The sequence below is a fragment of the Patescibacteria group bacterium genome, from assembly GCA_018817715.1.
GTDB lineage: Bacteria > Patescibacteriota > Patescibacteriia > Veblenbacterales > UBA10138 > JAHITT01.
This window is the reverse complement of sequence record JAHITT010000001.1, coordinates 92,622-117,887: the sequence shown is the minus strand read 5'-3', so window position 1 is coordinate 117,887 and position 25,266 is coordinate 92,622. Positions and strand designations below refer to the sequence as shown.

At 36.6% G+C, this 25,266-nt stretch carries 31 protein-coding genes and 5 tRNA genes; 34 read left to right on the top strand and 2 right to left on the bottom strand.

Annotated elements, in window-relative coordinates:
- Window positions 1-2 precede the first annotated feature (2 nt).
- The 9 genes from KKC17_00670 (at window position 3) to KKC17_00630 (ending at window position 4,128) form a co-directional block, all read left to right on the top strand.
- Window positions 3-569 carry an SMC-Scp complex subunit ScpB gene (locus KKC17_00670; GenBank protein ID MBU1038738.1) on the top strand — a complete coding sequence of 189 codons (567 nt, stop codon included), beginning with the start codon at window positions 3-5 and terminating at the stop codon, window positions 567-569.
- The gene (locus KKC17_00665) at window positions 523-1,494 is read left to right on the top strand and encodes a serine hydrolase (protein MBU1038737.1); all 972 of its coding nucleotides are present in this window, start codon (window positions 523-525) and stop codon (window positions 1,492-1,494) included. Before KKC17_00670 ends, KKC17_00665 begins: the two co-directional genes overlap by 47 nt.
- Window positions 1,495-1,579: 85 nt before the next feature.
- On the top strand, window positions 1,580-2,356 hold the full coding sequence (tpiA, locus tag KKC17_00660) for a triose-phosphate isomerase (GenBank protein MBU1038736.1): 777 nt from the start codon (window positions 1,580-1,582) through the stop codon (window positions 2,354-2,356).
- A gap of 3 nt (window positions 2,357-2,359) precedes the next feature.
- Window positions 2,360-3,295: a tetratricopeptide repeat protein gene (locus KKC17_00655; GenBank protein ID MBU1038735.1), complete on the top strand. Its 936-nt coding sequence runs from the start codon at window positions 2,360-2,362 to the stop codon at window positions 3,293-3,295.
- An 85-nt stretch (window positions 3,296-3,380) separates the two neighbouring features.
- A tRNA-Thr gene (locus tag KKC17_00650) sits at window positions 3,381-3,453 on the top strand.
- A gap of 20 nt (window positions 3,454-3,473) precedes the next feature.
- Window positions 3,474-3,560, top strand: a tRNA-Tyr gene (locus KKC17_00645).
- A gap of 206 nt (window positions 3,561-3,766) precedes the next feature.
- A tRNA-Thr gene (locus tag KKC17_00640) sits at window positions 3,767-3,842 on the top strand.
- A 37-nt stretch (window positions 3,843-3,879) separates the two neighbouring features.
- Entirely contained in the window at window positions 3,880-4,035 is a 156-nt protein-coding gene (rpmG, locus tag KKC17_00635; GenBank protein ID MBU1038734.1) for a 50S ribosomal protein L33, read from the top strand.
- A 19-nt stretch (window positions 4,036-4,054) separates the two neighbouring features.
- Window positions 4,055-4,128, top strand: a tRNA-Trp gene (locus KKC17_00630).
- A gap of 143 nt (window positions 4,129-4,271) precedes the next feature.
- On the opposite strand, the gene KKC17_00625 is transcribed toward KKC17_00630, so the two are convergent.
- The gene (locus tag KKC17_00625; GenBank protein ID MBU1038733.1) at window positions 4,272-4,991 is read right to left on the bottom strand and encodes a carbon-nitrogen hydrolase family protein; all 720 of its coding nucleotides are present in this window, start codon (window positions 4,989-4,991) and stop codon (window positions 4,272-4,274) included.
- A 215-nt stretch (window positions 4,992-5,206) separates the two neighbouring features.
- Between KKC17_00625 and KKC17_00620 the strand changes: the two genes are divergently transcribed.
- The 9 genes from KKC17_00620 (at window position 5,207) to KKC17_00580 (ending at window position 12,690) form a co-directional block, all read left to right on the top strand.
- A complete protein-coding gene (locus KKC17_00620) occupies window positions 5,207-6,544 on the top strand; it encodes a lytic murein transglycosylase (GenBank protein ID MBU1038732.1) in 1,338 nt (445 codons plus the stop codon).
- Between the two features lie 24 nt (window positions 6,545-6,568).
- Window positions 6,569-7,489: an aldo/keto reductase gene (locus KKC17_00615; protein ID MBU1038731.1), complete on the top strand. Its 921-nt coding sequence runs from the start codon at window positions 6,569-6,571 to the stop codon at window positions 7,487-7,489.
- Between the two features lie 78 nt (window positions 7,490-7,567).
- Window positions 7,568-8,311: a slipin family protein gene (locus tag KKC17_00610; protein ID MBU1038730.1), complete on the top strand. Its 744-nt coding sequence runs from the start codon at window positions 7,568-7,570 to the stop codon at window positions 8,309-8,311.
- Between the two features lie 4 nt (window positions 8,312-8,315).
- The gene (locus tag KKC17_00605) at window positions 8,316-9,092 is read left to right on the top strand and encodes a cytochrome c biogenesis protein CcdA (GenBank protein ID MBU1038729.1); all 777 of its coding nucleotides are present in this window, start codon (window positions 8,316-8,318) and stop codon (window positions 9,090-9,092) included.
- Between the two features lie 70 nt (window positions 9,093-9,162).
- On the top strand, window positions 9,163-9,543 hold the full coding sequence (locus KKC17_00600) for a transcriptional repressor (GenBank protein MBU1038728.1): 381 nt from the start codon (window positions 9,163-9,165) through the stop codon (window positions 9,541-9,543).
- Between the two features lie 12 nt (window positions 9,544-9,555).
- Entirely contained in the window at window positions 9,556-10,485 is a 930-nt protein-coding gene (locus tag KKC17_00595; GenBank protein ID MBU1038727.1) for a metal ABC transporter substrate-binding protein, read from the top strand.
- On the top strand, window positions 10,466-11,185 hold the full coding sequence (locus KKC17_00590; GenBank protein ID MBU1038726.1) for a metal ABC transporter ATP-binding protein: 720 nt from the start codon (window positions 10,466-10,468) through the stop codon (window positions 11,183-11,185). Before KKC17_00595 ends, KKC17_00590 begins: the two co-directional genes overlap by 20 nt.
- 3 nt (window positions 11,186-11,188) lie before the next feature.
- Window positions 11,189-11,995: a metal ABC transporter permease gene (locus tag KKC17_00585; GenBank protein ID MBU1038725.1), complete on the top strand. Its 807-nt coding sequence runs from the start codon at window positions 11,189-11,191 to the stop codon at window positions 11,993-11,995.
- 77 nt (window positions 11,996-12,072) lie between these two features.
- A complete protein-coding gene (locus KKC17_00580) occupies window positions 12,073-12,690 on the top strand; it encodes a hypothetical protein (GenBank protein MBU1038724.1) in 618 nt (205 codons plus the stop codon).
- Window positions 12,691-12,736: 46 nt separating this feature from the next.
- Here KKC17_00580 and KKC17_00575 read toward each other — a convergent pair whose 3' ends face one another.
- On the bottom strand, window positions 12,737-13,204 hold the full coding sequence (locus KKC17_00575; protein MBU1038723.1) for a hypothetical protein: 468 nt from the start codon (window positions 13,202-13,204) through the stop codon (window positions 12,737-12,739).
- 210 nt (window positions 13,205-13,414) lie between these two features.
- On the opposite strand from KKC17_00575, the gene KKC17_00570 reads away from it, so the two are divergent.
- From KKC17_00570 to KKC17_00495, 16 genes are all read left to right on the top strand, one after another.
- A complete protein-coding gene (locus tag KKC17_00570; protein ID MBU1038722.1) occupies window positions 13,415-13,699 on the top strand; it encodes an HU family DNA-binding protein in 285 nt (94 codons plus the stop codon).
- A gap of 150 nt (window positions 13,700-13,849) precedes the next feature.
- Window positions 13,850-14,794, top strand: a complete 945-nt coding sequence (locus KKC17_00565) for a hypothetical protein (GenBank protein MBU1038721.1) — start codon at window positions 13,850-13,852, stop codon at window positions 14,792-14,794.
- Window positions 14,791-15,675 (top strand): DMT family transporter, encoded by an 885-nt coding sequence (locus KKC17_00560; protein ID MBU1038720.1) that lies wholly within the window; start codon window positions 14,791-14,793, stop codon window positions 15,673-15,675. The genes KKC17_00565 and KKC17_00560 overlap by 4 nt, the downstream gene beginning before the upstream one ends.
- A gap of 3 nt (window positions 15,676-15,678) precedes the next feature.
- Window positions 15,679-16,656, top strand: a complete 978-nt coding sequence (locus KKC17_00555) for a beta-galactosidase (protein ID MBU1038719.1) — start codon at window positions 15,679-15,681, stop codon at window positions 16,654-16,656.
- Between the two features lie 10 nt (window positions 16,657-16,666).
- Window positions 16,667-17,440, top strand: a complete 774-nt coding sequence (locus KKC17_00550) for a hypothetical protein (GenBank protein MBU1038718.1) — start codon at window positions 16,667-16,669, stop codon at window positions 17,438-17,440.
- A 21-nt stretch (window positions 17,441-17,461) separates the two neighbouring features.
- Window positions 17,462-18,058, top strand: coding sequence for a hypothetical protein (locus tag KKC17_00545; GenBank protein MBU1038717.1), 597 nt, complete (start codon window positions 17,462-17,464; stop codon window positions 18,056-18,058).
- Between the two features lie 137 nt (window positions 18,059-18,195).
- Window positions 18,196-18,489: a GIY-YIG nuclease family protein gene (locus tag KKC17_00540; GenBank protein ID MBU1038716.1), complete on the top strand. Its 294-nt coding sequence runs from the start codon at window positions 18,196-18,198 to the stop codon at window positions 18,487-18,489.
- Window positions 18,446-18,521, top strand: a tRNA-Pro gene (locus tag KKC17_00535). The genes KKC17_00540 and KKC17_00535 overlap by 44 nt, the downstream gene beginning before the upstream one ends.
- A 253-nt stretch (window positions 18,522-18,774) precedes the next feature.
- Window positions 18,775-19,548 (top strand): undecaprenyl-diphosphate phosphatase, encoded by a 774-nt coding sequence (locus KKC17_00530; protein ID MBU1038715.1) that lies wholly within the window; start codon window positions 18,775-18,777, stop codon window positions 19,546-19,548.
- Window positions 19,549-19,721: 173 nt separating this feature from the next.
- On the top strand, window positions 19,722-20,996 hold the full coding sequence (locus KKC17_00525; GenBank protein MBU1038714.1) for a replication-associated recombination protein A: 1,275 nt from the start codon (window positions 19,722-19,724) through the stop codon (window positions 20,994-20,996).
- Window positions 20,997-21,011: 15 nt separating this feature from the next.
- Window positions 21,012-21,386 carry a hypothetical protein gene (locus tag KKC17_00520; GenBank protein ID MBU1038713.1) on the top strand — a complete coding sequence of 125 codons (375 nt, stop codon included), beginning with the start codon at window positions 21,012-21,014 and terminating at the stop codon, window positions 21,384-21,386.
- Between the two features lie 34 nt (window positions 21,387-21,420).
- Window positions 21,421-21,762, top strand: a complete 342-nt coding sequence (locus KKC17_00515; GenBank protein ID MBU1038712.1) for a hypothetical protein — start codon at window positions 21,421-21,423, stop codon at window positions 21,760-21,762.
- A gap of 46 nt (window positions 21,763-21,808) precedes the next feature.
- On the top strand, window positions 21,809-22,258 hold the full coding sequence (locus KKC17_00510) for a hypothetical protein (protein MBU1038711.1): 450 nt from the start codon (window positions 21,809-21,811) through the stop codon (window positions 22,256-22,258).
- 8 nt (window positions 22,259-22,266) lie between these two features.
- The gene (locus KKC17_00505) at window positions 22,267-23,103 is read left to right on the top strand and encodes a hypothetical protein (GenBank protein MBU1038710.1); all 837 of its coding nucleotides are present in this window, start codon (window positions 22,267-22,269) and stop codon (window positions 23,101-23,103) included.
- A gap of 18 nt (window positions 23,104-23,121) precedes the next feature.
- Entirely contained in the window at window positions 23,122-24,378 is a 1,257-nt protein-coding gene (locus KKC17_00500) for a S1C family serine protease (protein MBU1038709.1), read from the top strand.
- 558 nt (window positions 24,379-24,936) lie between these two features.
- Window positions 24,937-25,104 carry a hypothetical protein gene (locus tag KKC17_00495; GenBank protein MBU1038708.1) on the top strand — a complete coding sequence of 56 codons (168 nt, stop codon included), beginning with the start codon at window positions 24,937-24,939 and terminating at the stop codon, window positions 25,102-25,104.
- Window positions 25,105-25,266: the final 162 nt, after the last annotated feature.

The window sequence follows — 25,266 nt, the reverse complement described above, 5'->3', positions numbered from 1 at the left end:
TTATGTCCAAGGAAACAGAAGTTAGTCAAGTCAAAGCTAAATTGGAAAGTTTATTATTAGCGGCCGGTAAGGCGGTTAACCAAAAGCGTTTAGCAGAAATTTTAAAAATAACCGTCGCTGATATAGCCGTTGCAGTTCAGGAATTGCAAAAAGATTATCTGGAGCGGTCAACTGGTTTTCGGTTATTATTGAACGGTTCAGAAGTTGCTTTGGTAACTAATCCAGATTATGCAGCTTTAGTAATGGAATTGGTTCAGCAAGAAGAAATGGGTGAATTAACTCGGCCACAATTGGAAGCTTTGTCCGTTATTGCTTATCGTGGTCCAATTAGTAAAGCTGAATTAGAACAAATTAGGGGAGTTAACTGTAGTTTGATTTTGCGTAATTTACAAATTCGCGGTTTGGTACAGGAAACGGGTTCAGCTGGGGAATTGTCTCGTTATCAGGTTACTATGGATTTTTTACGTCATTTGGGGTTAGGTTCCAATTTGGAGTTACCCAATTATCAAGAACTTTCCAGTCATGAAATTTTACAGCAATTTACGGCTCAAAATTCTTCTGCCCAATAGAAACCAATGGTTGGTTATTGGCTTATTGGCCATGGGTTTTTTGTGGTGGCCAGCGGCTTGGTCTAATAATAATTATAATCGGCAAGGTACCTTGCCTAAATTATCCTTAGCCAGCCAGCAGGCTCCAGTTAATTGGTCAGCGGTTTATAATTTAGCGGACTTGGATTTAGCTAGTCGTAGTGTTCTATTGGTTGAGGTGACTGATTGGTTTATTGTTGGGGCGAAAAATCCGGAGCAGATTATGCCCTTGGCTAGTTTAACCAAGTTGATGTCTTTACGTTTAGTACGCGACAGTCAACTTAATTTATCTACTTTAGTGACGGTAGAGCCGGTTAGTCAAATTACTGATTGGCAAGCTTATGTAAGTGAAGATGAAGCTGTTAGTCAGTTGCCAGTCTTAAAGCAAGAGTCCTTAAGTGTCGAGCAGGCTATACAGGCTAGTGCAGTGGCTTCGGCTAATAATGTTGTTTTGGCTTTGGTTAAAAAAGTTAGTCCAAGTTTGGAAGCTTTTGTTTATAAAATGAATCAAACTGCTTATGGTTTGAATTTAGGGCAAATGGTTTTTTCTGATCCAACTGGTTTAAGTGCCTTAAACAAAGGGACGGCTTGGCAGATGGCTAGGTTGGCCGCTTGGGTTTGGCAGGATGAATTTATTAAATCAGCTGGTTTGGCCCATGAGGTGGTAATTAAAACAGATAAAAATTCTTTTCGGCTGATTAATACTAACCAATTGCTTAGCCAGCCAGCTTGGCGTATTAGTGCTAGCAAAACGGGACATCTTAATGAAGTGGGTTATAATTTGGTTATGCAGGCCAGTGATACTGCCGGCCGGGTCTATTTAATGGTTTTATTGGGTGCACCAACCGATCAGTTGCGACGTCAGGATGCTTTTAGGTTAATGGCTTGGCTTGAATCCATTAGTTGAGCCGTGTATGATAAAAAGTGTGCTGTTAAAGTGTTTTGGAGTTATTAAATTACTATTGAAATAATTCATTGGTTAGGTAATGATTATGTCTAATTCTTCCGCATCTTTAATAATAGCTAATTGGAAAATGAATCTGTCGATTAAAGACAGTGTGATTTTGGCTAAAAAAATTCTTAAGTCTTATAAATCATTACAAACTAAAAAATCTTTGGAATTGGTTTTATGTCCGACTTTTCCCGCTTTATGGCCAGTAGCTAAGAGTTTGCTTAAATCTAAGATAAAATTGGGCGCTCAGGATATTTTTTGGCAATCTACTGGAGCTTATACTGGTGAGGTGTCGCCAGTTGTTTTGGTTGAAGCAGGGGTTAGTTATGTGTTGATTGGTCATTCAGAAAGGCGTCAGTATTTAAAAGAGACTGATGTAATGATTAAGCATAAAGTCGCGGCGGCTTTAGCCGTTGGTTTAGTGCCAGTAGTTTGTGTGGGCGAAACTTTTGCCGAACGTCAAGCTGGACGTAAAGATATAATAATTTCTCGTCAAATTCAGCAAGCTTTGGCTGGCTTGTCTTTAACTAAAGATCAGCGGGTGGTGGTGGCTTATGAGCCAGTTTGGGTGATTGGTTCTGGTCAGGCCGTTGATAATCAGGAATTGATTCATACTGCTCAAGTAATCGGACAGACTTTGGTAGATATTTTTTCCAGCTCCAAATTATTAAGCGGTCAAGTTAGATTGGTTTATGGCGGTAGTGTGGATGCTAGTAATATTGCCACTTGTTTGAGTGATTGGCCGTTGAGCGGTGTGTTAGTGGGTGGAGCCAGTTTACAGGAAGATAGATTTAGTCAGCTATTAAAGCAGTTGTAAATTATGGTAATCGATATTATTTTGGTTATAGTTTTGTTGTTGGGTCTAGTAGGTTTGATTGTTTTAGCTATTGGTAAGTTTCCCATCCTTAAATTAATTGATGTGGATAATTTAAGCGGTTTAAAACAGCAAGAAGTTAAACAAGATTTAGTGGAAGCTCGTTTACAGCGTAAGTTACAAAGAGGCAAGCGTTGGCTTAAAAAACAATTTGATCCTTGGTATAAAAAAATTCAGTTCAAACAGGATCAGTTAAAACAATCTGTTCAACAAATGGAAGAGAAGGTGGCTCAGCAGGAAGTATCTTTGGGTAAAGTTGAGGAAGTAGTGGCAAAAATTTTAAACAAGGCTGAGCAGGCTAAGCAGGAAGGGGATTTAGCCGAAGCAGAGAATTTATATTTAAGCGCTATTCAACACCAGCCAACTAATTTGGATATTTATCAAAGCTTGGCTGATGTGTATTTGGAAACTAGAGATTACGAGCAAGCTAAAGAAGTTTTGGAATATTTAGCAGAACAAGGTCGGGCTCGTTATTCTTCTTTGGGTTTAGCTAAAGTAGCTCAAGGTCAGGGTTTTTTAGAAGAAGCTAAGGGTCAGTATCTTAAAAGTTTGGCTCTTAAAAATACTATTCAGCTCCATTTGGAGTTGGCTTATGTCTATCAACAATTAGGTGATTTTAATCAGGCCTTAGCTCATTTGACTGAAGCTCGAGAATTGGAGCCTAATAGCCCTAAAGTGCTTGACTTTTATATAGAACTCAGTATAGTAAATGGGCATCTGAACGAGGCACAGGAAGCTTTAGATGTTTTACGCGAGGTAAATTCAGACAATCAAAAAATTAATGACTTTACCGAACAAATTAGAGCACAGGTTCAAAAAAATAAACCAATTAAAAGACGGTCTAGTAAGAAAATTACTAGTTTTGGTGTTAAAATAGATTAAAATTAGTTTGGTTGATAAATATTTAAAGATTTTAAATTGGTCAAAGTAAGGCCACTTTTTAAAAATTAGATTTTGTCCTTCGCGAGCCGATGTAGCTCAGTTGGTAGAGCAACTCCATGGTAAGGAGTAGGTCCGCGGTTCGAATCCGCGCATCGGCTCAGGGGGGACAAATTTTTAAGGGTCGGTACCGAAGCGGTCAAACGGGGCAGACTGTAAATCTGCTGGCTTTATGCCTTCGTAGGTTCGAATCCTACTCGGCCCACCACTTTGAATATAAAAAGATAATTAGTCGACCTTTGAATATTTGGGGGGATGGAAAAGGATTCGAAGGGCGCGAGAAAAAACCGAGCGAGCGCAGGTTTTTGTGTGTAGCGCCCGGGTGCCCGAGTCGGAGCGAGGGAGAATCCTACTCGGCCCACCATTCAACTCGCTGTGCTTGCTTAGGGTGAACCATAAATTATTAAAGAATGGGCCGATGTAGCTCAGTTGGTAGAGCAACAGTTTTGTAAACTGTAGGTCGTCGGTTCGAACCCGACCATCGGCTCCAGTTTAAAATTAATTTTAATTATTACTTTCTATATTATATGTCACAGGATAATCTTATTAAGATGGAGTGTAGCGATTGTCATCGCATTAACTACCATTCTTTCCGTAACAAGAAAAAAGTTAAAACTCGTTTGGAAACCAAAAAGCATTGCAATTGGTGTAAGAAGCACGTTTTACATAAAGAGACCAAGTAATCCGTTAAGTGCGGATTATGGGGGTGTCGTTCAGTGGCAGGACCTTGGTCTCCAAAACCAATGACGTGGGTTCGATTCCTACCACCCCTGCCAAGACAAATTACCTCACCGTTTGGGTGGGGTGTTTTGTTTTTAGTTGGATAAATAAGAGGAATCGAAGGGTACGAGACGAAATTTTTACTATCCCTAAAACAAAAAATCCCTAAGATATTTTTAAGGGATTTTTAGATAGTTTTTTATAAATTCAAAAAACGCTGACGCAGTTTAGTAATAGCGGTTAATTCAATTGTAGCGTAAATAATACCCGGCGAATCAGATAGGCTGGAGAGGGTTTTAAGCGGATGACAAATTTTGCTACGTTTAAAAGTTTCTTTATTAAAAGCATCCACCATAATAAAGTAAGACATAGAATCAAAAGCTCGCACTTGGGGTATTTTATCTAAAACTTCTTTAGTGTGAGGATGTGATACTAGGTAGCTAGGACAAAAAATAACCTGGGCACCATCACGAGCCAGTTTTCGTATATCTTCCGGATAGGCGTAATCCCAGCAGTTTATAACAGCAAAGTTTAAATTATCTATAGTTAATACTTTATTGTTTTTTCCTTCTTTGACTGTGGAGCGTTCGGTAAAAAAAGTGTGTTTTTTGTTGTACTTATGAATAGTTTCGCCATTTTTGTTAATTACCCACAATTGATTTCTAATATGGCCGTCTATTTTAAGGTAAGTGCCAAAGATAACATTTATTTTATATTTTTTGGCAGCTTGTTTAATTTGTTCGATTTCTTTATTAATATTACGTATTAGTTTTTCATCAGATACCAAACAGATTTCTGGTAGGCAAAGGTAGTCGGCCTGCTGGGCGGCGGCTGTGGTAATGGCTAGTAGTATTTTTTGTAGATTTTTTTCAATATTGTCACCAACTTCAATTTGGCCAGCGGCAATTTTTATAGACATTAGTTATTGGATTAAATAATTTTTCTTTGTATAGTTAAGATAACAGAGCATAGTTGAAGTTTCAAGGTAATAGTCAGTGAATTTGATATAAATTATAAATCAAATTTTACCCTTGTACCAACGTGTTAACACGTTAGTACAAGGGAAGAAAGTTTATTTTGTCAGCATCAATTTTTCGATTTGATTTAGTCTCTTATGGTATAATCAAACTTGTTATGAAATTTAAGTTTGTATTATCAATAATTTTAGTAGTCAATTTTTTGTTTTGGCCTTATTTAAGCGCTTTAGGGCAGGGGAGTGTCACCCAACAGCAATTGCAGGTTGAACAGCAGAGGTTAGAGCAGGAATTAAAAGAAATTGAAGTGCAAATTGAACAGTACACTAAAGAACTAGGTCGCACTCAATCACAAAAAGCCACCCTGAATAATAAAATTCGCGAACTTAGGATAAAACAATCATCCATTGCTTTGCAGATTAAGCAAACCACCTTGCAACTACAAGGCACAGAAAAGCAGATTAACAAAACCCAAGGTGATATTGATATTAACGAGCAGAGGCTTACTGGTTTACATAAGGAAATGGCGAAAATTATACGGCAGTTGCATATTACCAGTCAGCAGAATACGGTTTTTAACATGTTTTTGTACGATAAAGGTATTTCTGGTTTTTTTGATGAAATCCAAACTTATAAATTATTAAGTGATCAGTTGTTTAGTTTGTTAGAGCATTCCAAGGAAGAAGGTTTAAAGCTGGTTGATTATAAAAAAAATTTGGAAAATCAACGGGAGGGTCAAAAAAATTTAATTTCCATCGCTAATTTACAAAAAAATTCTTTATCCCAAAATATCTCTCAACAAGATAATTTGCTTAGCCAAACCAAAGGTCAAGAAGCAGCTTATCAACAACTTTTAAAAGATAAAAAAAAGAAGGCTGATGAAATTCGGGCCCGTATTTATGAACTTTTTGGTACGACCAAGCGGGTTACTTTTGGCGAAGCTGTGCAAATTGCTCAATGGGTATCGGAGCGAACCGGTGTTAGAGCAGCTTTTTTGTTGGCGGTTTTAACTCAAGAGTCCAATTTGGGTAAAAATGTCGGCACTTGCAATCGGGCCAGTGACCCGCCAGAAAAAGGCTGGCGGGTAATTATGAAACCGACCCGCGACCAAGAGCCTTTTTTGCAAATTACCAAGGAGTTAGGTTTGGATCCCGACACTACACCGGTGTCTTGCCCAATGCGCGATAAACAGGGTAAGCAAATCGGCTGGGGTGGTGCTATGGGCCCGGCTCAATTTATTCCTTCCACTTGGCTTGGTTATCGGGATAAAGTAGCCAAGATTACTGGCCGGACAGCTAATCCTTGGGATATTCGGGATGCTTTTGTGGCCGCTGGTGTAAAGTTAGGCGCCGATGGCGCTAGGCAGCAATCGGGCGAGTGGACAGCCGCTATGAAGTATTTTGCCGGTTCGGTTAACCCGGCTTATAGTTTTTATGGTGACAGTGTTGTGGCTTTGGCGAATCGTTATCAGGATGATATAGATAGCTTGAATTATTAGTAATTTTTAAATAATAAAATTTGTATGGATCAAGTTGAAAAATTTATCACCCTAAACAACCAGGCTAAAATGCCGTTGGTTGGTTTGGGTACTTGGAAGTCCCAGCCTGGTCAGGTGGGTGAAGCTGTTAATTTTGCTGTTCTTAAGGCCGGTTATCGTCATATTGATTGTGCGGCAATTTACGGCAATGAGCCGGAAATCGGTCAAGCCTTTAGTAATATTTTCGCTAGCGGTCTAAAACGGGAGGAATTATTTATCACCAGTAAATTATGGAATACTAAGCATGCTCCCCAAGATGTTTTGCCGGCTTGTCAAAAAACTTTGCAGGATTTACAGGTAGATTATGTGGACCTTTATTTAATGCATTGGGGAGTGGCTCAGGGGATTAATAATGGCGACAATCAACCGCCAACAGTTAAAGTGTCTTTACAGCAGACCTGGCAGGCTATGGAAGAGTTAGTAGATAAAGGTTTGGCTAAAGCCATAGGTTTGGCTAATTTTACTGGACCGATGATTATGGATATTTTAACTTATGCCAGAATTCAGCCAGCGGTCAATCAAGTGGAATTGCATCCTTATAATTCTCAGGATCGTTTAGTGGCTTTTTGCCAGGCTCAGGGTTTAACTGTTACGGCTTATTCACCTTTGGGTTCGCCAGGTAATTTTGTAAATCAATTGGAGGCTCCAGTCTTATTACAAGACAGTCAACTTAAACAGATTGCCGCCCGCCATAAAAAAACACCAGCACAAATTCTTATTCGTTGGGCTATTCAACGCCAAACCGTGGTTATTCCTAAAAGCGTTAGCCAGTCGAGAATTAAGGATAATATTGAGGTATTTGATTTTTCTTTAACTGAGGCGGATTTGGCGCAATTAGCCAACTTAGGTTGTAAATACCGCTATGTTGATCCTTGGTTGTGGTGGGGAATTCCTTATTTTGATTAATAGAACTTCTAAGTTTTATAGTTAATTTAAACAGGTTTTGTGCTATAATTTATTAGCTGATTATTAATTAAAATTTTTATGTATTTTATTCCTTTAGCAGTTCTATTTTTATTAATTATTTGTATCCGCCAAATAAATCAGTATGAGAGGGGGGTTAGATTTACTTTGGGGAAATTTACGGCCATTATGGAGCCGGGTTGGCGTTTAGTTATACCGATTTTTCAAAGTTACGTTAAGGTGGATATGCGCGTTAAAGCCGTGGATGTGCCGGACCAGGAAGCTATTACCAAAGATAATATTTCTGTCCGGGTCAATGCGGTAATTTATTATAAAGTTCAATCAGCCGAAAAAGTTATTTTGGAAGTGGAAGATTATAAATATGCCATTTCTCAACTAGCGCAAACTACTATGCGTAATGTTGTTGGTGAAGTGGAATTAGATGAGTTGTTAAGTAATCGCGATAAGATTTCCGAAAGGATTCGGGAAATCGTGGATAAGTTAACGGATCCTTGGGGTATTAAAGTAGATTCGGTGGACTTAAAAGATATTACTTTGCCCGAAGAAATGAAACGCGTTATTGGTAAACAAGCAGAGGCGGAGCGAGAAAAACGATCTGTAATAATTAAAGCTGAAGGTGAAGTTATTGCAGCTGATAATATGGCCAAAGCGGCTCAAATAATGTCTTCTAGTCAAGGTGCTTTGCATTTAAGAACTTTGCAGTCTATTAACGATGTTAGCTCTGATCAGTCTAATACTATAATTTTTGCTGTGCCTTTAGAGGTTTTGCGGGCTTTTGAAAAAATCGGTGGTCAGAAGGAGTAATTAAATGTTAGATTTAAGCTTAATCGGCTTGGCTGGGCCAGCTTTTTTAGCTGGGGTGCTGACTTTTTTGGCTCCTTGTACTTTGCCATTATTACCTGGTTATTTGGGTTTTATTAGTGGCTTGTCTTTTAAGGATTGGCAAGACGGTCCTATGTCTTTGGGGCTTCGTTGGCGGGTTTTTAAAAATGGCTTATGGTATGTTTTAGGTTTTAGTTTAGTTTTTGTGGTGTTGGGTGGTCTAGTTGGTTGGGCTGGTTCTGGGTTAGGTAGTTACCGGTTTTTATTAGCTCGTTGGGGTGGCCTATTGGTTATATTTTTTGGTTTATTTTTATTGTGGGGTGATAAATGGTCTGGTTTTGGATTTTTACAAAAAAATAGTCGTTGGTCTTTAGTTAATGTTTTACAACCAGGCCGGCCTTTGGCTTCCTTTTTATTCGGTGTGGTATTTGCTTTTGGTTGGACTCCTTGTGTTGGGCCCATTTTAGGTTCAATTTTATTATTGGCTTCTAGCCAAGCTAGCTTAGGAACTGGTGCTTTATTATTATTAATTTTTGCCGCGGGCTTGGCGGTGCCTTTTTTAGTGGCCGCTATTAGCTTAGGTTCAATCGGACATTATTTACATCGTTGGGGTAGATACTTAAGAATTATTTCCTATTTGGGTGGTTTGTTTCTTATTGGGTTAGGTGTTTTAATGGTCTGGAATAAATTTGATTGGTGGGTGGCCTTGGCTTATAAATGGTTGGGTTTTATAAATTATAATTCTTTATTGAATTTTTTATAGATTAATTAGGTGGTTAATAATTATTGCAAACCATTTGCAATAATAGTTTAGGTTTGTTAAAATGTTATTTATGAAGCAATCAGTTAATGTGTTAACTGCCCAGGGTTATCGATTAACCAAACCACGTCTGCAGGTTTTAGCTGTTTTAAAACAGCTAAAGCAGCCCGTGGCTGTTAAAGTAATTTATCAAAGATTAAAAAAACAGGGAATAGATTTAGTTTCGATTTATCGGGCTTTGGATTTATTTGTTAGTTTGGGTTTTGTTTTTGCAGAAATATTCGGTAAAGATAAAAGATATTATTTGGCTGATCAACCACATCATCATATTAGTTGTTTTAAATGCCGTAAGGTAGCTTGCTTACCTTGTCAGCACAATTTTTCTAAAATCAAAGGGTTTAAAAAAGTTAGTCATCAGTTAGTTTTAACTGGTCTTTGCCAGGCTTGTTCTTAGATTTAATTGGTTATGAAAAGTTTTTTTATTTATTTATTAATTGGTGTAGGTTTAATTTTATTGATTATTGGTGGCTTGGTGTATAAGCGGTCGACTAGTCAGGTAAAACCTCAGGTGGTTGGTAATCAAGTTTTGCAGGTGGTGGCTACTGTTTATCCTTTGGCTGATTTAGTTAAACAAATCGGTCAAAATAGAGTAAGGGTGGTAAGTTTATTATCGCCGGGTGTTAGCCCTCATACTTTTGAAATAAAACCCTCAGATATTAAAAATTTGCAATCAGCCCAGGCAGTTTTTACTATTGGTTATGGTTTGGATAATTGGTTTAGCCAACTAGCCGATGGATTGCCGGTTAAGCAAGTTTATCAAGTAACCAAAGGAATAACTTTAAAACAGCTGGCTTTTACTCACCATGATCAAGAAGAAGGAGAGTCTTCCGCTGATCCGCATTATTGGTTGTCGACTGTTAATGGCCGAATAATGGCTGGTAATATTTATGATATTTTGGTCGCTTTGGATCCGGCGGGGCAGGCTTATTATTATAAAAATTTACAAATTTTAAATAATGAATTAGTAAAAGTAGCCGCAGACGGTCAGGAAAAATTAAGTAGCTTAAGTACCAAGGATTTAATACTTTTTCATGAGTCCTTTAATTATTTAGCAGCCGAATTTAATTTAAAGGTGGTGGGCGTTTTTGAAGCTTCACCTGGTCGTCAACCAACGCCTCAACAACTTAAAGACATTTATGATGCCGCTACCCGTTATGGTCTTAAAGTAATTTTTTCTGAACCACAGTTTGCTAACGACAGCCTTAAACCATTGTTAGATGATCTGCATCTTAAATTATTCGTTTTAGATCCTTTAGGTGGGTCGGTTGGTCGATTTAGTTATGTGGATTTATTACGTTATAATATAGACACTCTTTATGAAGCCTTACGAGACTAACTCAGCTATTAATATCAGTAATTTGACAGTTATTTTAGGCAACCAAAAAATTTTGGATAATATTAGTTTTACGGTAACGGCCGGAGCAGTGGTGGCTATAATCGGGCCCAATGGTTCTGGCAAAACAACTTTATTAAAAGCTTTTTTAGGTTTAGTGCCTTATACTGGAGAAATAAAATTATTTGGTCAATCACCTAGGGATTTTTTAGGCCAGGTTGGTTATGTGCCTCAGCGTTTTTCTTTTGATAGGACGTTCCCTTTAACTGTTGAGGAATTTTTAAAATTTTCTTCGCCGACTGGAAAACCTTCTCGTTTAAAACACGCTCTTAAAGAAGTGGAGATGTTAAAGTATGGTGGTAAAATGTTGGGGGTTTTATCGGGTGGACAATTGCAACGGGTTTTAATAGCTCGGGCTTTGCTTAACGATCCTAAAATTTTATTTTTAGACGAGCCAACGGCCGGTGTGGATGTAGAAGGGGAGAAAGATTTTTATCAATTATTGGCCCATCAAAATAAAGAGCACGGTGTTACTATAGTTATGGTTTCACACGAATTAAGTATGGTTTATGCCCAGGCCAGTCAGGTGGTTTGTTTGGATAAACATTTAATATGCTCGGGAGTTCCTAAGCAGGCAATTACTCCGGAAGTTTTAAAAAAATTATATGGCGGAGAAATAAATTTAGCCAAGCACAATCATTAATTTATGTGGGAAATTTTACAATATCCTTTTATGCAACGGGCCTTGATAGCCGGCTTAATGTTGGCTTTGTTAATGGCTAGTTTAGGTATTTTTGTGGTGCTTAGGCAGATGTCTTTTTTTGCTGATGGTTTGGCTCATGCTTCTTTAGCTAGTGTGGCTATTGGTCTTATTTTTTCCTGGAGTCCTTTATTGACGGCTTTATCTTTGAGTATATTTTTTGCTTTGTTGGTTTATTTTGTGGAAAAGTATTGGCGTTTATCAACCGATACGATTATTGGTTTAATTTTTACTGGTGGGATGTCTTTGGGTGTTTTGCTAATTAGTTTATTGCCGGGTTATCAGCCTGATTTGATGAGTTTTTTATTTGGTAATATTTTAGCTATCCGTCAGGTGGAATTGTGGTATGTTTTATTGATTGGTTTTTTTATAATGGTTTTTGTAATTTACAATTTTCGATCTTTGATTCTATGGTCTTTGGATGCGGAAACAGCCTATGTTTCCCAAAAACCTGTTCGTTTTTTGCAGTTAGCCTTATATGTTGCTTTGGCTTTGGCTGTAGTGTTGGGTATAAAAATTATGGGTGTAATTTTAGTTAGTGCCCTTTTAATAGTTCCTGTGGCCAGTGCTAAAGTGGTGGCCCGTTCTTTGAATCAGTTAGTCGTTTTTAGTTTGATTTTTGCTCAAGTGGTTACTTTGGCTGGTTTAGTTTTATCTTATTATTTAGATTTGCCCAGTGGTCCGACCGTGGTTTTATTCGGTGTTTTGTTATTTATTTTAGTTTTAGGGTGGTCTTTGTTTAATAAAAAATAAAAAGTTATCACTTGTTTTTGTGGAATATTTATTGTATAATACTAAGAGTGATGGCTAAGTATTAAGTTTTTTGATTTATGAAGAATAAAATGATTATTTACGGAGTGGTTGTTATTTTACTAGCGGTGGCTGTGATTGTTTATAATAAAGTTGGTTTTTTAAAGACCAATCAAACTGAACTGGTTGATAATGAATCAATCGAGATGGTTAGCGACGATTTAACAGCTGACAGCCAGGAAATGGATGGCCTAACTTTTGTACCTTATGTTAATCGTTCTGTTGGTTATACAATTGATAGGCCTAATCGTTGGTATTGGCGGCATTATATAAAGAGCCAAATCGGCGCCGGTTATCCCCATGTAGAAGATTATTTTATGACTAGTTCTAAGCCTTTGCCCGGTTTATCAGCTGATATTTTAGGGCAGATTGTTATAGAGGTTTCTGGTCAAGAATTAAATGAATTAAGTTCTGGTTTAGATATATTTACCAAAAGTGAGGCTCAGGTGGGCGGGTTACCAGCTATTAGATATGAAGGTGTAAAAAAAGATTCAGCTGGTCAGGAAACAAAAGTGATTGAGTATCAAATCAGACGCGATAATCAATCTTTCCGGTTTATTTATTGGCAAATTCTAGAATTAGCTGACAGTAGTCAGGTGTTTGAAAAAATGGTAAAAAGTTTTACCTTTGGTATTTAAATTTTTATAAATAAAATAGAGCTGCTTTTAGGGCAGCTCTTTTAAGTTATAAATAGTTTTCTTCGAAATTTGTTTGGTTTTCTTTTTTTATAGGTTTGTTATAAATTTTTTCTGTTTGAATAGAGTCTTTGTTTCTAATTTTAATTAGATATTTTTGAGTTTTTGTACCATTGAATAAATTTTCTAGCGTTACCGTAATAGGATATGTTTTTTTGTTAATTGTTATATTGCTCCAGCATAACGGTTTTATGGTAGTATTTTCCTTTTCTATTACTCTTTCTACCAATTCCATCATTCGGTCGCTAATAAAGTCGCAAGCCAAATGATTGTTTCCTTTATGAGTAGAATTAATAAAACCAAGTAACTCAATTTCCACTAGCACATTTGATTTTGGTGAAAATTGCAGCTTTTCTAAACCCAGGTTTATAAGCTGGAAAAATTTTTTAATTAATTTCCTTTCGGAAGGGGAAAATTCTAAAAACCAGGGGTATATTAAATCATTATTATAAAACATTTTAAACCTCCTTAGAATCAGTTGTTTTTAAGTAGCTTTTTTTGTTTTAATAAATTGTCTGGTATTTTCTCTTTAAGTAAGTTTTTTGTCAACTTGATTTTAACCCTTAACCCCTTGACAAAAAATAAGTAAAAGCCCTTGTGGATTAGGTGTTTTTAGGGGTTTTTGCTATACTGATTAAGCTAATTCGTTTAACCCTACCTTACCCCTATGGCTAAAGGTATGTCTAAATCTCAGGTGTTGGCTAACCTGGCCGAAACAACCGGTCACAGCAAAAAAGAGGTTGTCGCCACCTTGGAAGCTTTGGTTTCTCTCGCTTACCGCGAGACTAAGAAATCAGGCGAGTTTACAGTTCATGGTCTTGGTAAGCTGGTCAAAAAGCAGCGCGCCGCTCGCATGGGCCGCAATCCAGCTACCGGTGAAAGCATAAAAATTCCGGCTAAGACCGTTGTTAAATTCAGGTTGGCTAAAGCCGCTAAGGACGCCATTCTGTAATTAAGGTTTAGATTGGTTGGTCGCCCACTGACTAATCTAAAAAAATAAACCACCTCTCTTTGTTGACTGCTTCTTAAAAAAGCGGTCGGGAAGAGGGGTGGTTTTATAAAGATAAATATTAGATTATTGTGCTATAATTAAAAAGTCTTTATGTGGGTAACTGTCGGTTTAACAGTTTTATTAGTAATTTTATTTTACCTGATTGGCCAAGCAGCTGATTGGGTGATTATTAATGTTAAAAAATTGGGTGGGCATTTGGGAATTAAGCATGTTTGGTTAGGTATTCTTTTAGGCATACTTACTTCCATGCCAGAATTTTTTGTCGGTTTGCAGTCTTTTTTTAAGCAGTCCGGCCAGTTAGCTTATGGTAATTTGGTGGGGGGTATTGTGGTTTTAATTGGTTTAATAGCTGGTTTGAGTGCTATTTTTTTAGGTAAATTAGAAGTAGAGGCAAGTTTTTCTCGGCGGGATATATTTTCCATTATTGTTTTTTTGGGATTGCCAGTGTGGTTGGCGGCTGATGGCAGTTTAAGTTGGTTAGATGGTTTGTTAATGGTGGCTTTGTATGGTTTTTTGCTTTCCCATTTAATAGACACTAAGGAAAAATTAAATACTTCTGTTCAGGTTGAACCAGGGGCTAGTAATTTACGTAATATCATTTATATGATGTTAGGTTTGGGCGTCATTATGGTATTAAGTAATTTTATAATGGACGTAACTATGAATTTGATAGGTCGATTGGGTATACCAAATTTGATAGCTGGTTTGTTAATTTTTTCCATCGGCACCAATCTTCCAGAAATTAGCTTAGCTTTAAGCGCTTGGCGTAGTCGCGCTCGGGAATTATCTTTGGGTAATTTATTAGGCAGTGCCATGGCTAATGTTTTGGTATTAGGTTTATTATCGTTTATCAAGCCGGTATTTATACCCTTGGGCGGTTCGTTCATTTTTTTAGCCACCGTGATGCTTATGCTGTTAGTTGGTTTTATGGTATTTTCTAGTACCGCCGGTAATATTAACCGGCGAGAAGGCGCGGTTTTAGTAATGATTTATTTATTTTTTATAGTAGGTGTAATTTTTAACGGATTATTATGAGTTGGCTAATTTGGGCTTCCATTGGTTATTTTTTTAACGCTACAGCCTTGGCCGTGGATAAAGCTTTGCTTAATCGGCAGGAGCTTAGAGAACCGGCGGTTTATACTTTGTTGCAAGCTATTTTAGGCTTGTTAGTATTGGTTTTGTTGCCTTGGATAGTTTGGCCAAGTGGTTCGGCTATGGGTTTGGGTTTAATAGCTGGTTTCTTTTTTGCTTTGGGTTTATGGTTGATGTTTAAAGTTTTAGCAGTGGGTGAGGCCTCACGGGTGCCGGCTTTTATTGGTAGTTTAAGTCCATTGTTTGTTTTTGCTGCTTCTTGGTTAATGATTGGTGAGCGTTTAAGCCCTTTGGCTTTAAGTGCTTTTATTGTTTTGGTGGTGGGTGGTTTTTTTATGGTGGGTGGTCCGGGCGGTTTGCGCGGACGGTCTTTGGGGTTGGCCATAGGTTCAGCTTTGGCTTTTGCTTTGTCTTATGTTTTTTTAAAGATTACTTTTGAACAAAGTTCTTTTTTTGCGGGTTTAGTGTTGATTCGTTTAGGTGTCTTTTTGGCCAGTTTATTTTTATTATTAATCCCTGGTACTTGGCAAACTTTTGTTAATAGTTTTAAAAGCGGTGCTAAAGTTAAATTTGCTTTTATTGGTGGCCAGGCTTCTGGTGCTTTGTCTGGTTTGTTGACTAGCTATGCCATATCTTTAGCCAGTGTGACTTTGGTAAACGCTTTGCAGGGTGTGCAATATGTTTTTTTATTAATTATGGCTTTAGTGGTTTCTTTTAAATATCCGCAATTATTTAAAGATGAATTTGGTGGCCAAACAGCGGTACGTAAAATAATTGGTACTTTTGCTGTCGTAGTGGGTTTGTGGCTTTTAAGTATTTCTTAAGATATGAAATATCTAAAGTGGTTTTTTTTAATTATTTTATTAGTTATAGTGGTTGGTTTAGTAAGGCTGAAGACCTGGCCTAAGAATAATCAGCCGCTTTTGGTAGCGACTTTTTCTGCTGAGCAGGCCCGTTATTTGGGGTTGGATGTTTTTGAATCTTATGAAAAAATAATTAGAGAATTAAAACCTAAACAGATTCGCTTACAAGCTAATTGGGACGATATAGAAAAACAGTCTGGCCAATTTGATTTTGTTGAATTGGACAGTTTGATTAGTCTAGCCAAGCAAAATAATATCGCAGTGACTTTAGCCATTGGTCGTAAATTACCACGTTGGCCGGAATGTCATGATCCTGATTGGTTAAAAAACTTGCGACCGGATGAAGTAGATGAACGTTTGTTTAGTATGTTAGAGCAAGTAGTGGCTCATTATCAGGCTAATGAAGCGATTGTTAGGTGGCAGTTGGAAAATGAACCACTTTTTACTTTTGGTAATTGTCCAGTGCCTAATTGGCATCGTTTGGTTAAAGAAGTTAATTTGCTTAGACGGCTAGATTCTAGTCGTCCGATTTTATTGACTGATTCAGGAGAATTATCGGCCTGGTGGGAAACAGCTAGTTTGGCTGATGTGCAGGGCGTAACTCTTTATCGGGTTACTTGGAATCCTTTAACTGGTTATTTTACTTATCCACTGCCGGCTGTTTGGTATAGGTTAAAAGCGGCTCTAGCTAGTTTATGGGTTAAAGATATTATTATTAGTGAGTTACAGCTAGAACCTTGGGCGCCTGACGGACTTAATAATATAACTTATGAACAAGTGCAAAAATCTATGAGTTTGGCCAGGTTTAATAATAATGTAAATTATTTTTATAAGATTGGTTTTAATGAAGGTTTTGTTTGGGGGATAGAGTGGTGGCTTAAAGCCGATCAATTAGGTTGGCCAGAGTATTGGCAGGCTGGTTTAAAGATTTTTAACAAGTAATCAAAATTTTATGTTGGCTATTTTAATATCAATTGTTGTCGTGGTGGTGGTAATTTTGGTTTTGTCTCGTTTAATAAACCGTTGGTTGGTTGATTTGATTGGCCAAAGAGCTTATATAATAATTTTTTGGCCCGGCGTATTGGTGCACGAACTTTCTCATTTGGTGGCCGCTTTGTTAACTTTTACTAAAGTGATGGGAGTATCTTTGTGGCCTAAAAGACCCAAGGGTGGTCGGCAGGAGTTAGGTTCGGTAACGCACGAAAGTACTTCTAACCCTTTTAAATTAATAATTATTTCGTTGTTTCCTTTAGTCGGCGGTATATTGATAAGTTGGTTAGTAGCTTGGTGGTTGTTGCCGGAATTTCCGGCTGTGCCTTTAGTGCCTTTAGGAGCTGATTCTTGGTTAAGTTTGGTTGATTATTTTAGTCGGTGGTTTAGTTTTATTTGGCAGATTATAACGGCGCTTAATTTAACCGCTTGGCAAACTTGGTTATTTTTTTACTTAATTTTAAGTTTGGCTGCTCATTTAGTCCCTTCGCCAACAGATCTTAATTATGCTTTGGCTGGTTTAGTGGCTTTAGCTTTATTTTGTTTATTGTTATGGTTGTTGGCTGGTTTGTTGAATTATCCCTTTGGTCAGATAATGGTTTTTTGGTTAGATAAGTTGCTAGTTGCTTTAACGCCATTTTTCAGCTATATTTTAGCTTTGTTGCTGGCAGTAGCGGTTTTAACCGGTTTGGCAGCTTTGCTTAAAAGGCTTAATAAAAAACAGGATTGGTCCTAAATAAAACGATTAATTATTTTTATGAATTTTGTTAAAGTAGCAATTTTTTGTTTAGTTGTTGGTTTGTTGTTGATCGGCCAACCAGTTGGGGCCAGTCAGACGACATATAATTCGCATTATGTTTTTTTACCGAAGGCGGAAGTTATTGGTGTGGATGAGGGGAGTTTGCAAGTTTTGAGTGATGATAATTTATATACTGTGAAATTAGGTGGTATTTTTGGAATTTACAGCCGCTGGTGGTCTGGTTTGACTGCTCAAGAATTAGCCACTGGACATGTCATGCAAATTTTAGGTCGGCAGGTTGATAATGACTTAATTGAAGCTAAATTGGCCCGCGATATTTCCTTGCAAAAGAAGTTATCAGCTCTTTTGGGTACGGTTGAAAAATATAATGAACCAGCGGGGATAATTTATTTGCAAACTAAAATGCATGGTTTAGTTGAGGTTGTTTTGTCGTCCCAAACCGTAATTATAGATCCCAAATCTGTTAATCAAGATAAAAAAATAAAAGTTGGTAAAAAATTAGTGGTGAAGGGTTTATGGGATAAAGCTAATAGTCGAATGACCGAGGTTAATAAAATAGTGTTATTTCATTTGGGTGAGACGAAAGAAAAATAATTAATTAAAAAAGTTTCTCGACAAAAAATATCGTTGTGTTTATACTTAGTTTTGCTGTAATAACTTCGGGGTATGGCCTAATTTCCGCCAAAGGCGGATCAGCCTCTGGCTGAGGTTATAGATAAGGAGGGGGGAATATGTATTTTGTTTATTTGTTAGTAAGTTTAAGGAACAGTAAAATATATGTTGGTTGTACAGCAGAGTTGCCTTTGATTAGATTAGAGCAGCATAACGTAGGTTCAAATTTTTGGACTAAGCAAAATCGTCCCTTTAAATTGGTTTATTATGAGAGTTATTATTGCAAAAAAGACGCTTTGCATAGAGAATTATTTTTAAAATCAGGAGTGGGAAGAAAATTTAAAAAGTTGTTAATAGAATATTATTCATCGGGGTATGGCCTAATTGGTAAGGCGCACGCTTCGGGTGCGTGAGATTCTGGGTTCGAGTCCCAGTACCCCGACCAAATAAGAAAACTATTTCCGAAAGAAATAGTTTTTATATCTTTTAAGTTTAGCAGGACTCGAAGGGTGCGAGAAAGGCGAGCGAACTAGGGTAGCTCGCCTGAGTGTAGCGCCCCGGGACGCGAGTCGGAGCGAGCGGGAGTCCCAGTACCCCGATCATTATTCGGTGATAAGGTATTGATTAAATTGATTGATAAATAATAAACAGCGGAAGCTGTTTTTAATTTGGCTTTTAAATTGATATACTAAAATAATATGACTTGGTGGCATTCTATTATATTGGGCGTGGTAGAGGGTATAACCGAATTTTTACCTATTTCTTCCACTGGACATTTAATACTGGTCGGACAATGGTTAAAATTGCCAGCCAGCGAATTTTTAAAAAGTTATGAAATAGTTATCCAATTAGGAGCTATTTTAGCTGTGGTGGTTTTGTATTGGCGTCGTTTGTTATTGAATTGGGAAACTATTAAAAAATTAGCTGTAGCTTTTGTTCCCACAGCTGTTTTGGGGTTAGTTTTTTATAAGTTTATAAAAGCTTACTTGTTAGGTAATTCTTTGGTGGTGCTGGTAGCTTTATTTTTGGGTGGTTGTGGTTTAATTGTTTTTGAAAAAATTTATCAGACAAAAGAAATTAAAAAAATAGCTGAGGATAATGTATCTTACCGGCAGGCTTTATGGATTGGTTTGGCTCAGTCGCTTGCTATGGTGCCGGGTGTTTCTAGGGCCGCAGCCACAATTGTTGGTGGTTTAGCTGTTGGTTTACCGCGTAAAACAATTGTGGAATTTTCTTTTTTATTAGCTGTGCCAACTATGGTTGCCGCTACTTTGTGGGATTTATTAAAAAGTGATTGGTGGTTGATTAGTCAGCAGGTGGATGTATTGTTAATTGGTTTGGTTGTTTCTTTTATTGTGGCCTTGTTGGCTATTAAATTTTTACTCAAATATATTCAGAATCATAATTTTATTATTTTTGGAATATATCGTATGATTTTGAGTTTGTTATTGGGTTATTTAATGTTTTTTTAAGATATTTTTTAAACAATAAAAAATCCCCAGACGTTTAAGGGGATTTAAGTAGGTATTAAATTGGAATTATTATACACTTTTTATACTTTTTTGTCAATTATAAGTTAATAATTTATAAGTAAATTTAAGTAAATAACAATATAGTCAGGCATGGTATAATTAAAATAATAATTATGCTAACCAAAAGAAACAATTCAGCTGATTTATGGCAGGCCGCTTTAGACGATTTGTTAAAAAAGGAAGCTCCTTTGGCCGATCGTTTGCGGCCGTTAACCTGGGATGAATTTGAAGGGCAACTGGAAGTAGTTGGACCAGATAAATTATTAAGGCGTTTATTGGAGAAAGACGAAGTACCGTCTTTGATTTTTTGGGGGCCACCGGGCACAGGTAAAACTACTTTGGCTAGAATTATCGCTTCGGTTAGTCAATCGTATTTTGTTCAAATGTCCGCCGTTAGTAGTGGTTTGGCCGATTTGCGCACGGAAATAAAACAGGCCATTGATCGTCGTAAATTAAATAGCCTTCGGACTATCTTATTTGTAGATGAAATACATCGTTGGAATAAAGCCCAACAAGATGCCTTACTGCCTTATGTGGAAAACGGTGCCATAACTTTAATTGGTGCTACCACAGAAAATCCCTCTTTTGAAGTAATTAGCGCTTTGTTGTCTCGAGTTCGGGTAATTGTTTTACAATCTTTGTCAGCTGATAATTTAAAAAATATTTTAAAGCGGGCCCTGGTGGATAAAGAAAGGGGTTTAGGAAATTATAAAATAACTGGTGTCGAACAAGCTGTAGATTATATAGCTAATTTAGCTAACGGTGATTCCCGTTTAGCTTTGAATGTTTTAGAATTAGCTGTTAAATCCAGTTTAAAAAATAACCAAGCAGAATTAACCGAGCAAGTTCTTCAGCAGAGTTTACAGCGCACCCATTTAAAATACGATAAAAACGGACAAGAACATTATAATTTAATATCAGCCCTGCATAAATCCTTAAGAGGTTCCGATGCTAATGCGGCTTTGTATTGGTTAGCTAGAATGCTGGAAGCTGGTGGAGAGCCTTTATATGTGGCTCGTCGATTAGTTAGGTTTGCTTCAGAAGATATTGGTTTAGCCGATCCCAATGCTTTATTGCAGGCCGTGGCCGCTTTTCAAGCGGCGCATCAGTTGGGTATGCCGGAGTGTAATGTGGCCTTGGCCCAAGCTACGGTTTATTTAGCTAAAGCCCCTAAATCTAACGCTTTGTATAAAGCTTATTTAAAAGTACAAGAGGATGTTTTTAAAACAATCGACGATTCCGTGCCCCTTCATTTAAGAAATGCTCCGACTAAATTAATGAAAAATTTGGGTTATGGTAAGGGTTATAAATATAACCCCGATTTTAAAGAGCCGGTGGATCAAGATTATTTGCCAGACAATTTAAAGGGTAAAAAATATTTAGAATAAATAAAACAATTAATTATGGGTAGTAAAATAGAATTTAATGACACTTTACAGTTAACTAGTCAACAGGGTTTTCCTGAAGAATTAGATTTGAAAAAACATTTAAAAAAACCTTTTACGGCTGATAATTTTGCTGGCCGAGTTTTTTCTTTTTTTGATAAGCCAGGTTTTAGATTATTTCATCCGGCACCCCTTCGGGTTTTTTTAGTTCATAATGTTAATAACCAATGGTTGTATTGGGGTCATATTCAAATAATAGAACAAACTATTAATGCGGCCAAAGGGACGACTACTGGTAAATTTGTTATTACTAAAATTTATACACCAGAGCATCAAAAATCAATGAGTACTTATGAGGTTGATAAGGAACACATTTTTAATTTTGATTTTTAATTATTATAAATCCCTTATTCTTAATTCTATTATTATGACTCACGAACGTTGGAAAGATTTAGCAGCCAAATTAAAAGAACGTTTTCCGGCGGCTCAAAGCGGTAAGCAAGCTTTAGCCGATGAAGCAGGCCATTTGGAATATGTGGAATTTATTAGTGACCAAGGTTTAATGAGGTTTGAACTTTTAAGTACGCCTAAAATAATCGGTAAAAAAACTATTTATTCTAAACGAATAGGTTCGGGTACAACTGTAGAATATCAGTATGATGCTAACGAGCACACCTTAACCCTTAGGGTTTTATTGGCTCATCCAGTATCAGGCGAATTGGTGGAGGTTTCTTTGGCTCAAGTGGCCGAAATGGGTTTATTGGCTTAGACTAAGGTTGTCGGGGCTTACTTTAGGGGTTATAATAAAGTTAGTTATGAAAATTCGTTTTACTCCTTTTATTATTGTAGCAGCCGTAATTTTATTATTGGTCGGTTTGGTTTGGTTTAACTATTTTGTTAAGAATTCAGCGGAAAAAGTTAAATCTAATGAAGCAGTGGTTAATCAGCAATCAGTCGCTACCTTATTTGCTGAAGCGGCTTTGCCGGTGGAAAAAATTTATCAGAAAGGTTTAACTGATTTAACAAATAAATTTAGACTTACTTTAGCAGAACCAATGGATAAAGAGGATTTAGCAATGGTGGAGGAGTTACGTCAGGGAATTTTAGCTCTTAATGTTCCCTTACAAGAACAAGCGCATCATTTGGATTTAATGTTAACGGCTGATAAATTAAAGGATGAATTAAAGCAAGATAAAATGTCTTCTGATAAATTAGTTGAATATCAATCTAAGTTAACTGCTTTATTAGTTGATGAATCGGATTAAAGTAAGTTATGGTTTTTAATAATAGATTTTTTCAAATAACATCTTGGAGTAACTTGCTGTTTAGGCAATTACCTACTCGTAGCCATAGTTGGGCTAATAAATTGGTTAGTTTTTTTATAATTTTGGCGGTTTTGGATTTACTGGTTACTTGGTGGCAACCAATTTTTTTACCTTTAACAGCTGTAGTTTGGTCTATTTTATTGTTATTATTAGTTTGGTTTTTTTGGTTTAAAATTGATTATTTGACTGCCTGGTTAGCGGGTAGTTTGTTTTTGTTTTTATTTTGGAGTGGGAGTTTTAATCTTTGGTTATTTTTTAATTATACCTGGCAAAGAATAATATTTTTATTTATTTTTATGGCTTTGTCTTGGTGGTATTTAAGCGAGTGGCAAAGGCATGCTCAAAAATTTTTTGCTTTAGCTAGGGCTGCCGGACCTATGCCAACTATGGTGGTTGGTGCAGTAACTGTTTTTATTTTAGGTGCTTCGGCTAATAATTTTTTGGTTTATTTGGATGTTTCTTTTTGGAAATTGTTAGCTGTATTTTTTAGTCCGTTACCTTTTTTGTTTTGGGGTTTAATGCAAGTTAATAATTGGTCATTGGCCAAACACTGGCCTTATGGATTAGCTGCTTTGTTTATTCAATTGCAAGCTTTTGTATTAGTGATGTGGCTACCCCTTGATTCTTATGTATCGGGTTTTTGTTTGGCTGTAATTTATATTATTTTGGCTTTAAGTTTAAATCAGGAAGCTCAAGGTTTTATTAATAAACGCCAATATATTCAAGAAATAATAATTTTATTAATAGTTTTATTTTTAGTATTATTAACCGCCGCTTGGTTTTAATAAATTTAGAAAATAGTTATGACTCATCCAACATCAGAAAAAAATGATAATTTAGATTACGAAAAAGAAGTTCGTAGTATTTATCGCGAACGAAATAGTCGTTTTTTTAAGACGCCTAAAAATGATAAAGGCCGAGGTTTGGCTGGTTGGGGCGGTTTAATTGTTGTGGTGATAATGTCTTTATTAGCCGGGTTTATTGGTGCAATTATTGTGGTAAATATTTGGCAGTCAAGTGTGGCTCTGCCTTTAACCGATAAGCCAGTAAGAACAACGGTAGCTTTATCACCGGAATTTAATCAGCAAACAGTTGGCTATTTTAGTAAATCAGTCGTGGCAGTTTTTGTAGCTCGTGAATTAAAAAAAGACGCCGACTTATTGGATCAGGCTTATTTGTGGTCGGAATCTTTGGGACAAGGATTGGTTTTATCTAGCGATGGTTGGATAGTAACGACTCAGGCAGTAGTTAGTACGGCCAGTAAAAATTTGGTGGTTTCAACTGATGATGGCGCGGTGCATGCCGTGGAAGCTATAGTAGTCGACCCCACCGTACCTTTAACTTACCTTAAAGTTAAAGCTAATAATTTAACAGCGACTGCTTTTGCTAATTCTGGTGGTTTATCTTTAGGGCAAACTGTGTTGGCTGTTGGTAAGAATAGTCAAAATATTGTTCCTTCTTTTTATGTTCGACGTTTATCCAGTTTAACAGCTAAGGGAGCAGCCAGTCGGACTGATTTAGTAGTCTCTTCGGAAGTTTTACCCGATAGATATTTATTGGACCAAACCATACCACAAGGTATGGCTGGTATGCCCATAAGTAATACTCGTGGTGAGGTTTTAGGTTTGCTTGGTAAGTGGGAAGGTGAGTGGCGGGCGATTGTACCTATTGATTCTATTGGTGCTATAATCGACGGTTTATTCGCCGATAAGCAGGTAAGAAGGCCGAGGTTGGGCGTAGCTTATTCACAAAGTAATTGGTTAAAAACTTTTATTCCCGAAGATATAAAATTAGCCGAAGGCGCTATTTTATTAACGGCTGGCAAATTATCAGCTGTAACTGCTAAAACACCAGCAGCAGCGGCTGGTTTTAAAGAAAATGATGTTATTCTGACCGTAGATAATCAGCGTTTAGATAGATTAAGTTTATCAGCGGCTATACAACAGTATCGGCCAGGCACTAAAATTGAATTTACAGTTAGTCGTGATGGAAAAACTATTAAACTTAACGCTACTTTGGATGAATTGGTAAGTAAGAATTTGATAATTATTTCCGAGTAGTATTTGTCGATGTATTGAAGTTTTTTGAACTTGAGGGTATATTCTACTTATTAAGGAGTGGGTTAAAGAGGTATCACTATAATTCCTTATAGTTACTTTGAATTCTATTTTTTGACGTCAAAAAATAGAATTTTTATTTATAATATTTAAGTTTATCCCTTGAAAAGGATTGACAAATGCGTTTTTTGTGGATATTATAAAGTACTTAAAACAAAAAATACTTTAAAAACTCGCAAACCCAAAAAGGAGATGTGAATGAATTTTCAGCCAGCTTTTAAAATTGTTCTATTTACAACAGTAGTTTTATCCCTGTGTTTAGTTATTATTGGCCTGGTAAGAATAATTAAATTGCCAAATTATAATAAATTAAAAAATAAACTAAATAGTTCGGAGGAATAAAATGTGGAATTATTGGATTAACCTAATTAATTGGGAAATTATTTATTTCGTTATTATTCTCTTGGTTTCTTGTATTGTTATATCCTGTTTTACTGTATTTTTTGTATTTTCATTTTTTTATTGGGACGCAAAAAAATTATCAAAAATAAAAGGAAGGTAATGGAATCAATATTATCAGCTTTTAATTCTTTGGCTGACATTGCTTATGATGCTTATTTAGTCATAATAACTTGTTTTAATTTGTTGGTTATTTTTATGGCAATTAAGTATTCATTTTTATTTGGGAAGTGGCATTGGCAGTCCAAAAGGGACAGAACAACCTCCTAACGGGAAAAGGAGAGAAAACAGGGGATATCTGGCTGGCCCCTGTCTTAGCCAGGCAATCGACCTATTTCTCCCCCCAATTCCGGGTCGATTGCTTGTTAAAAATAAAATAAAAAGTACTAAACAAAGTGGCGTATTTATAATTAATATAGCCGCTTTTTTATT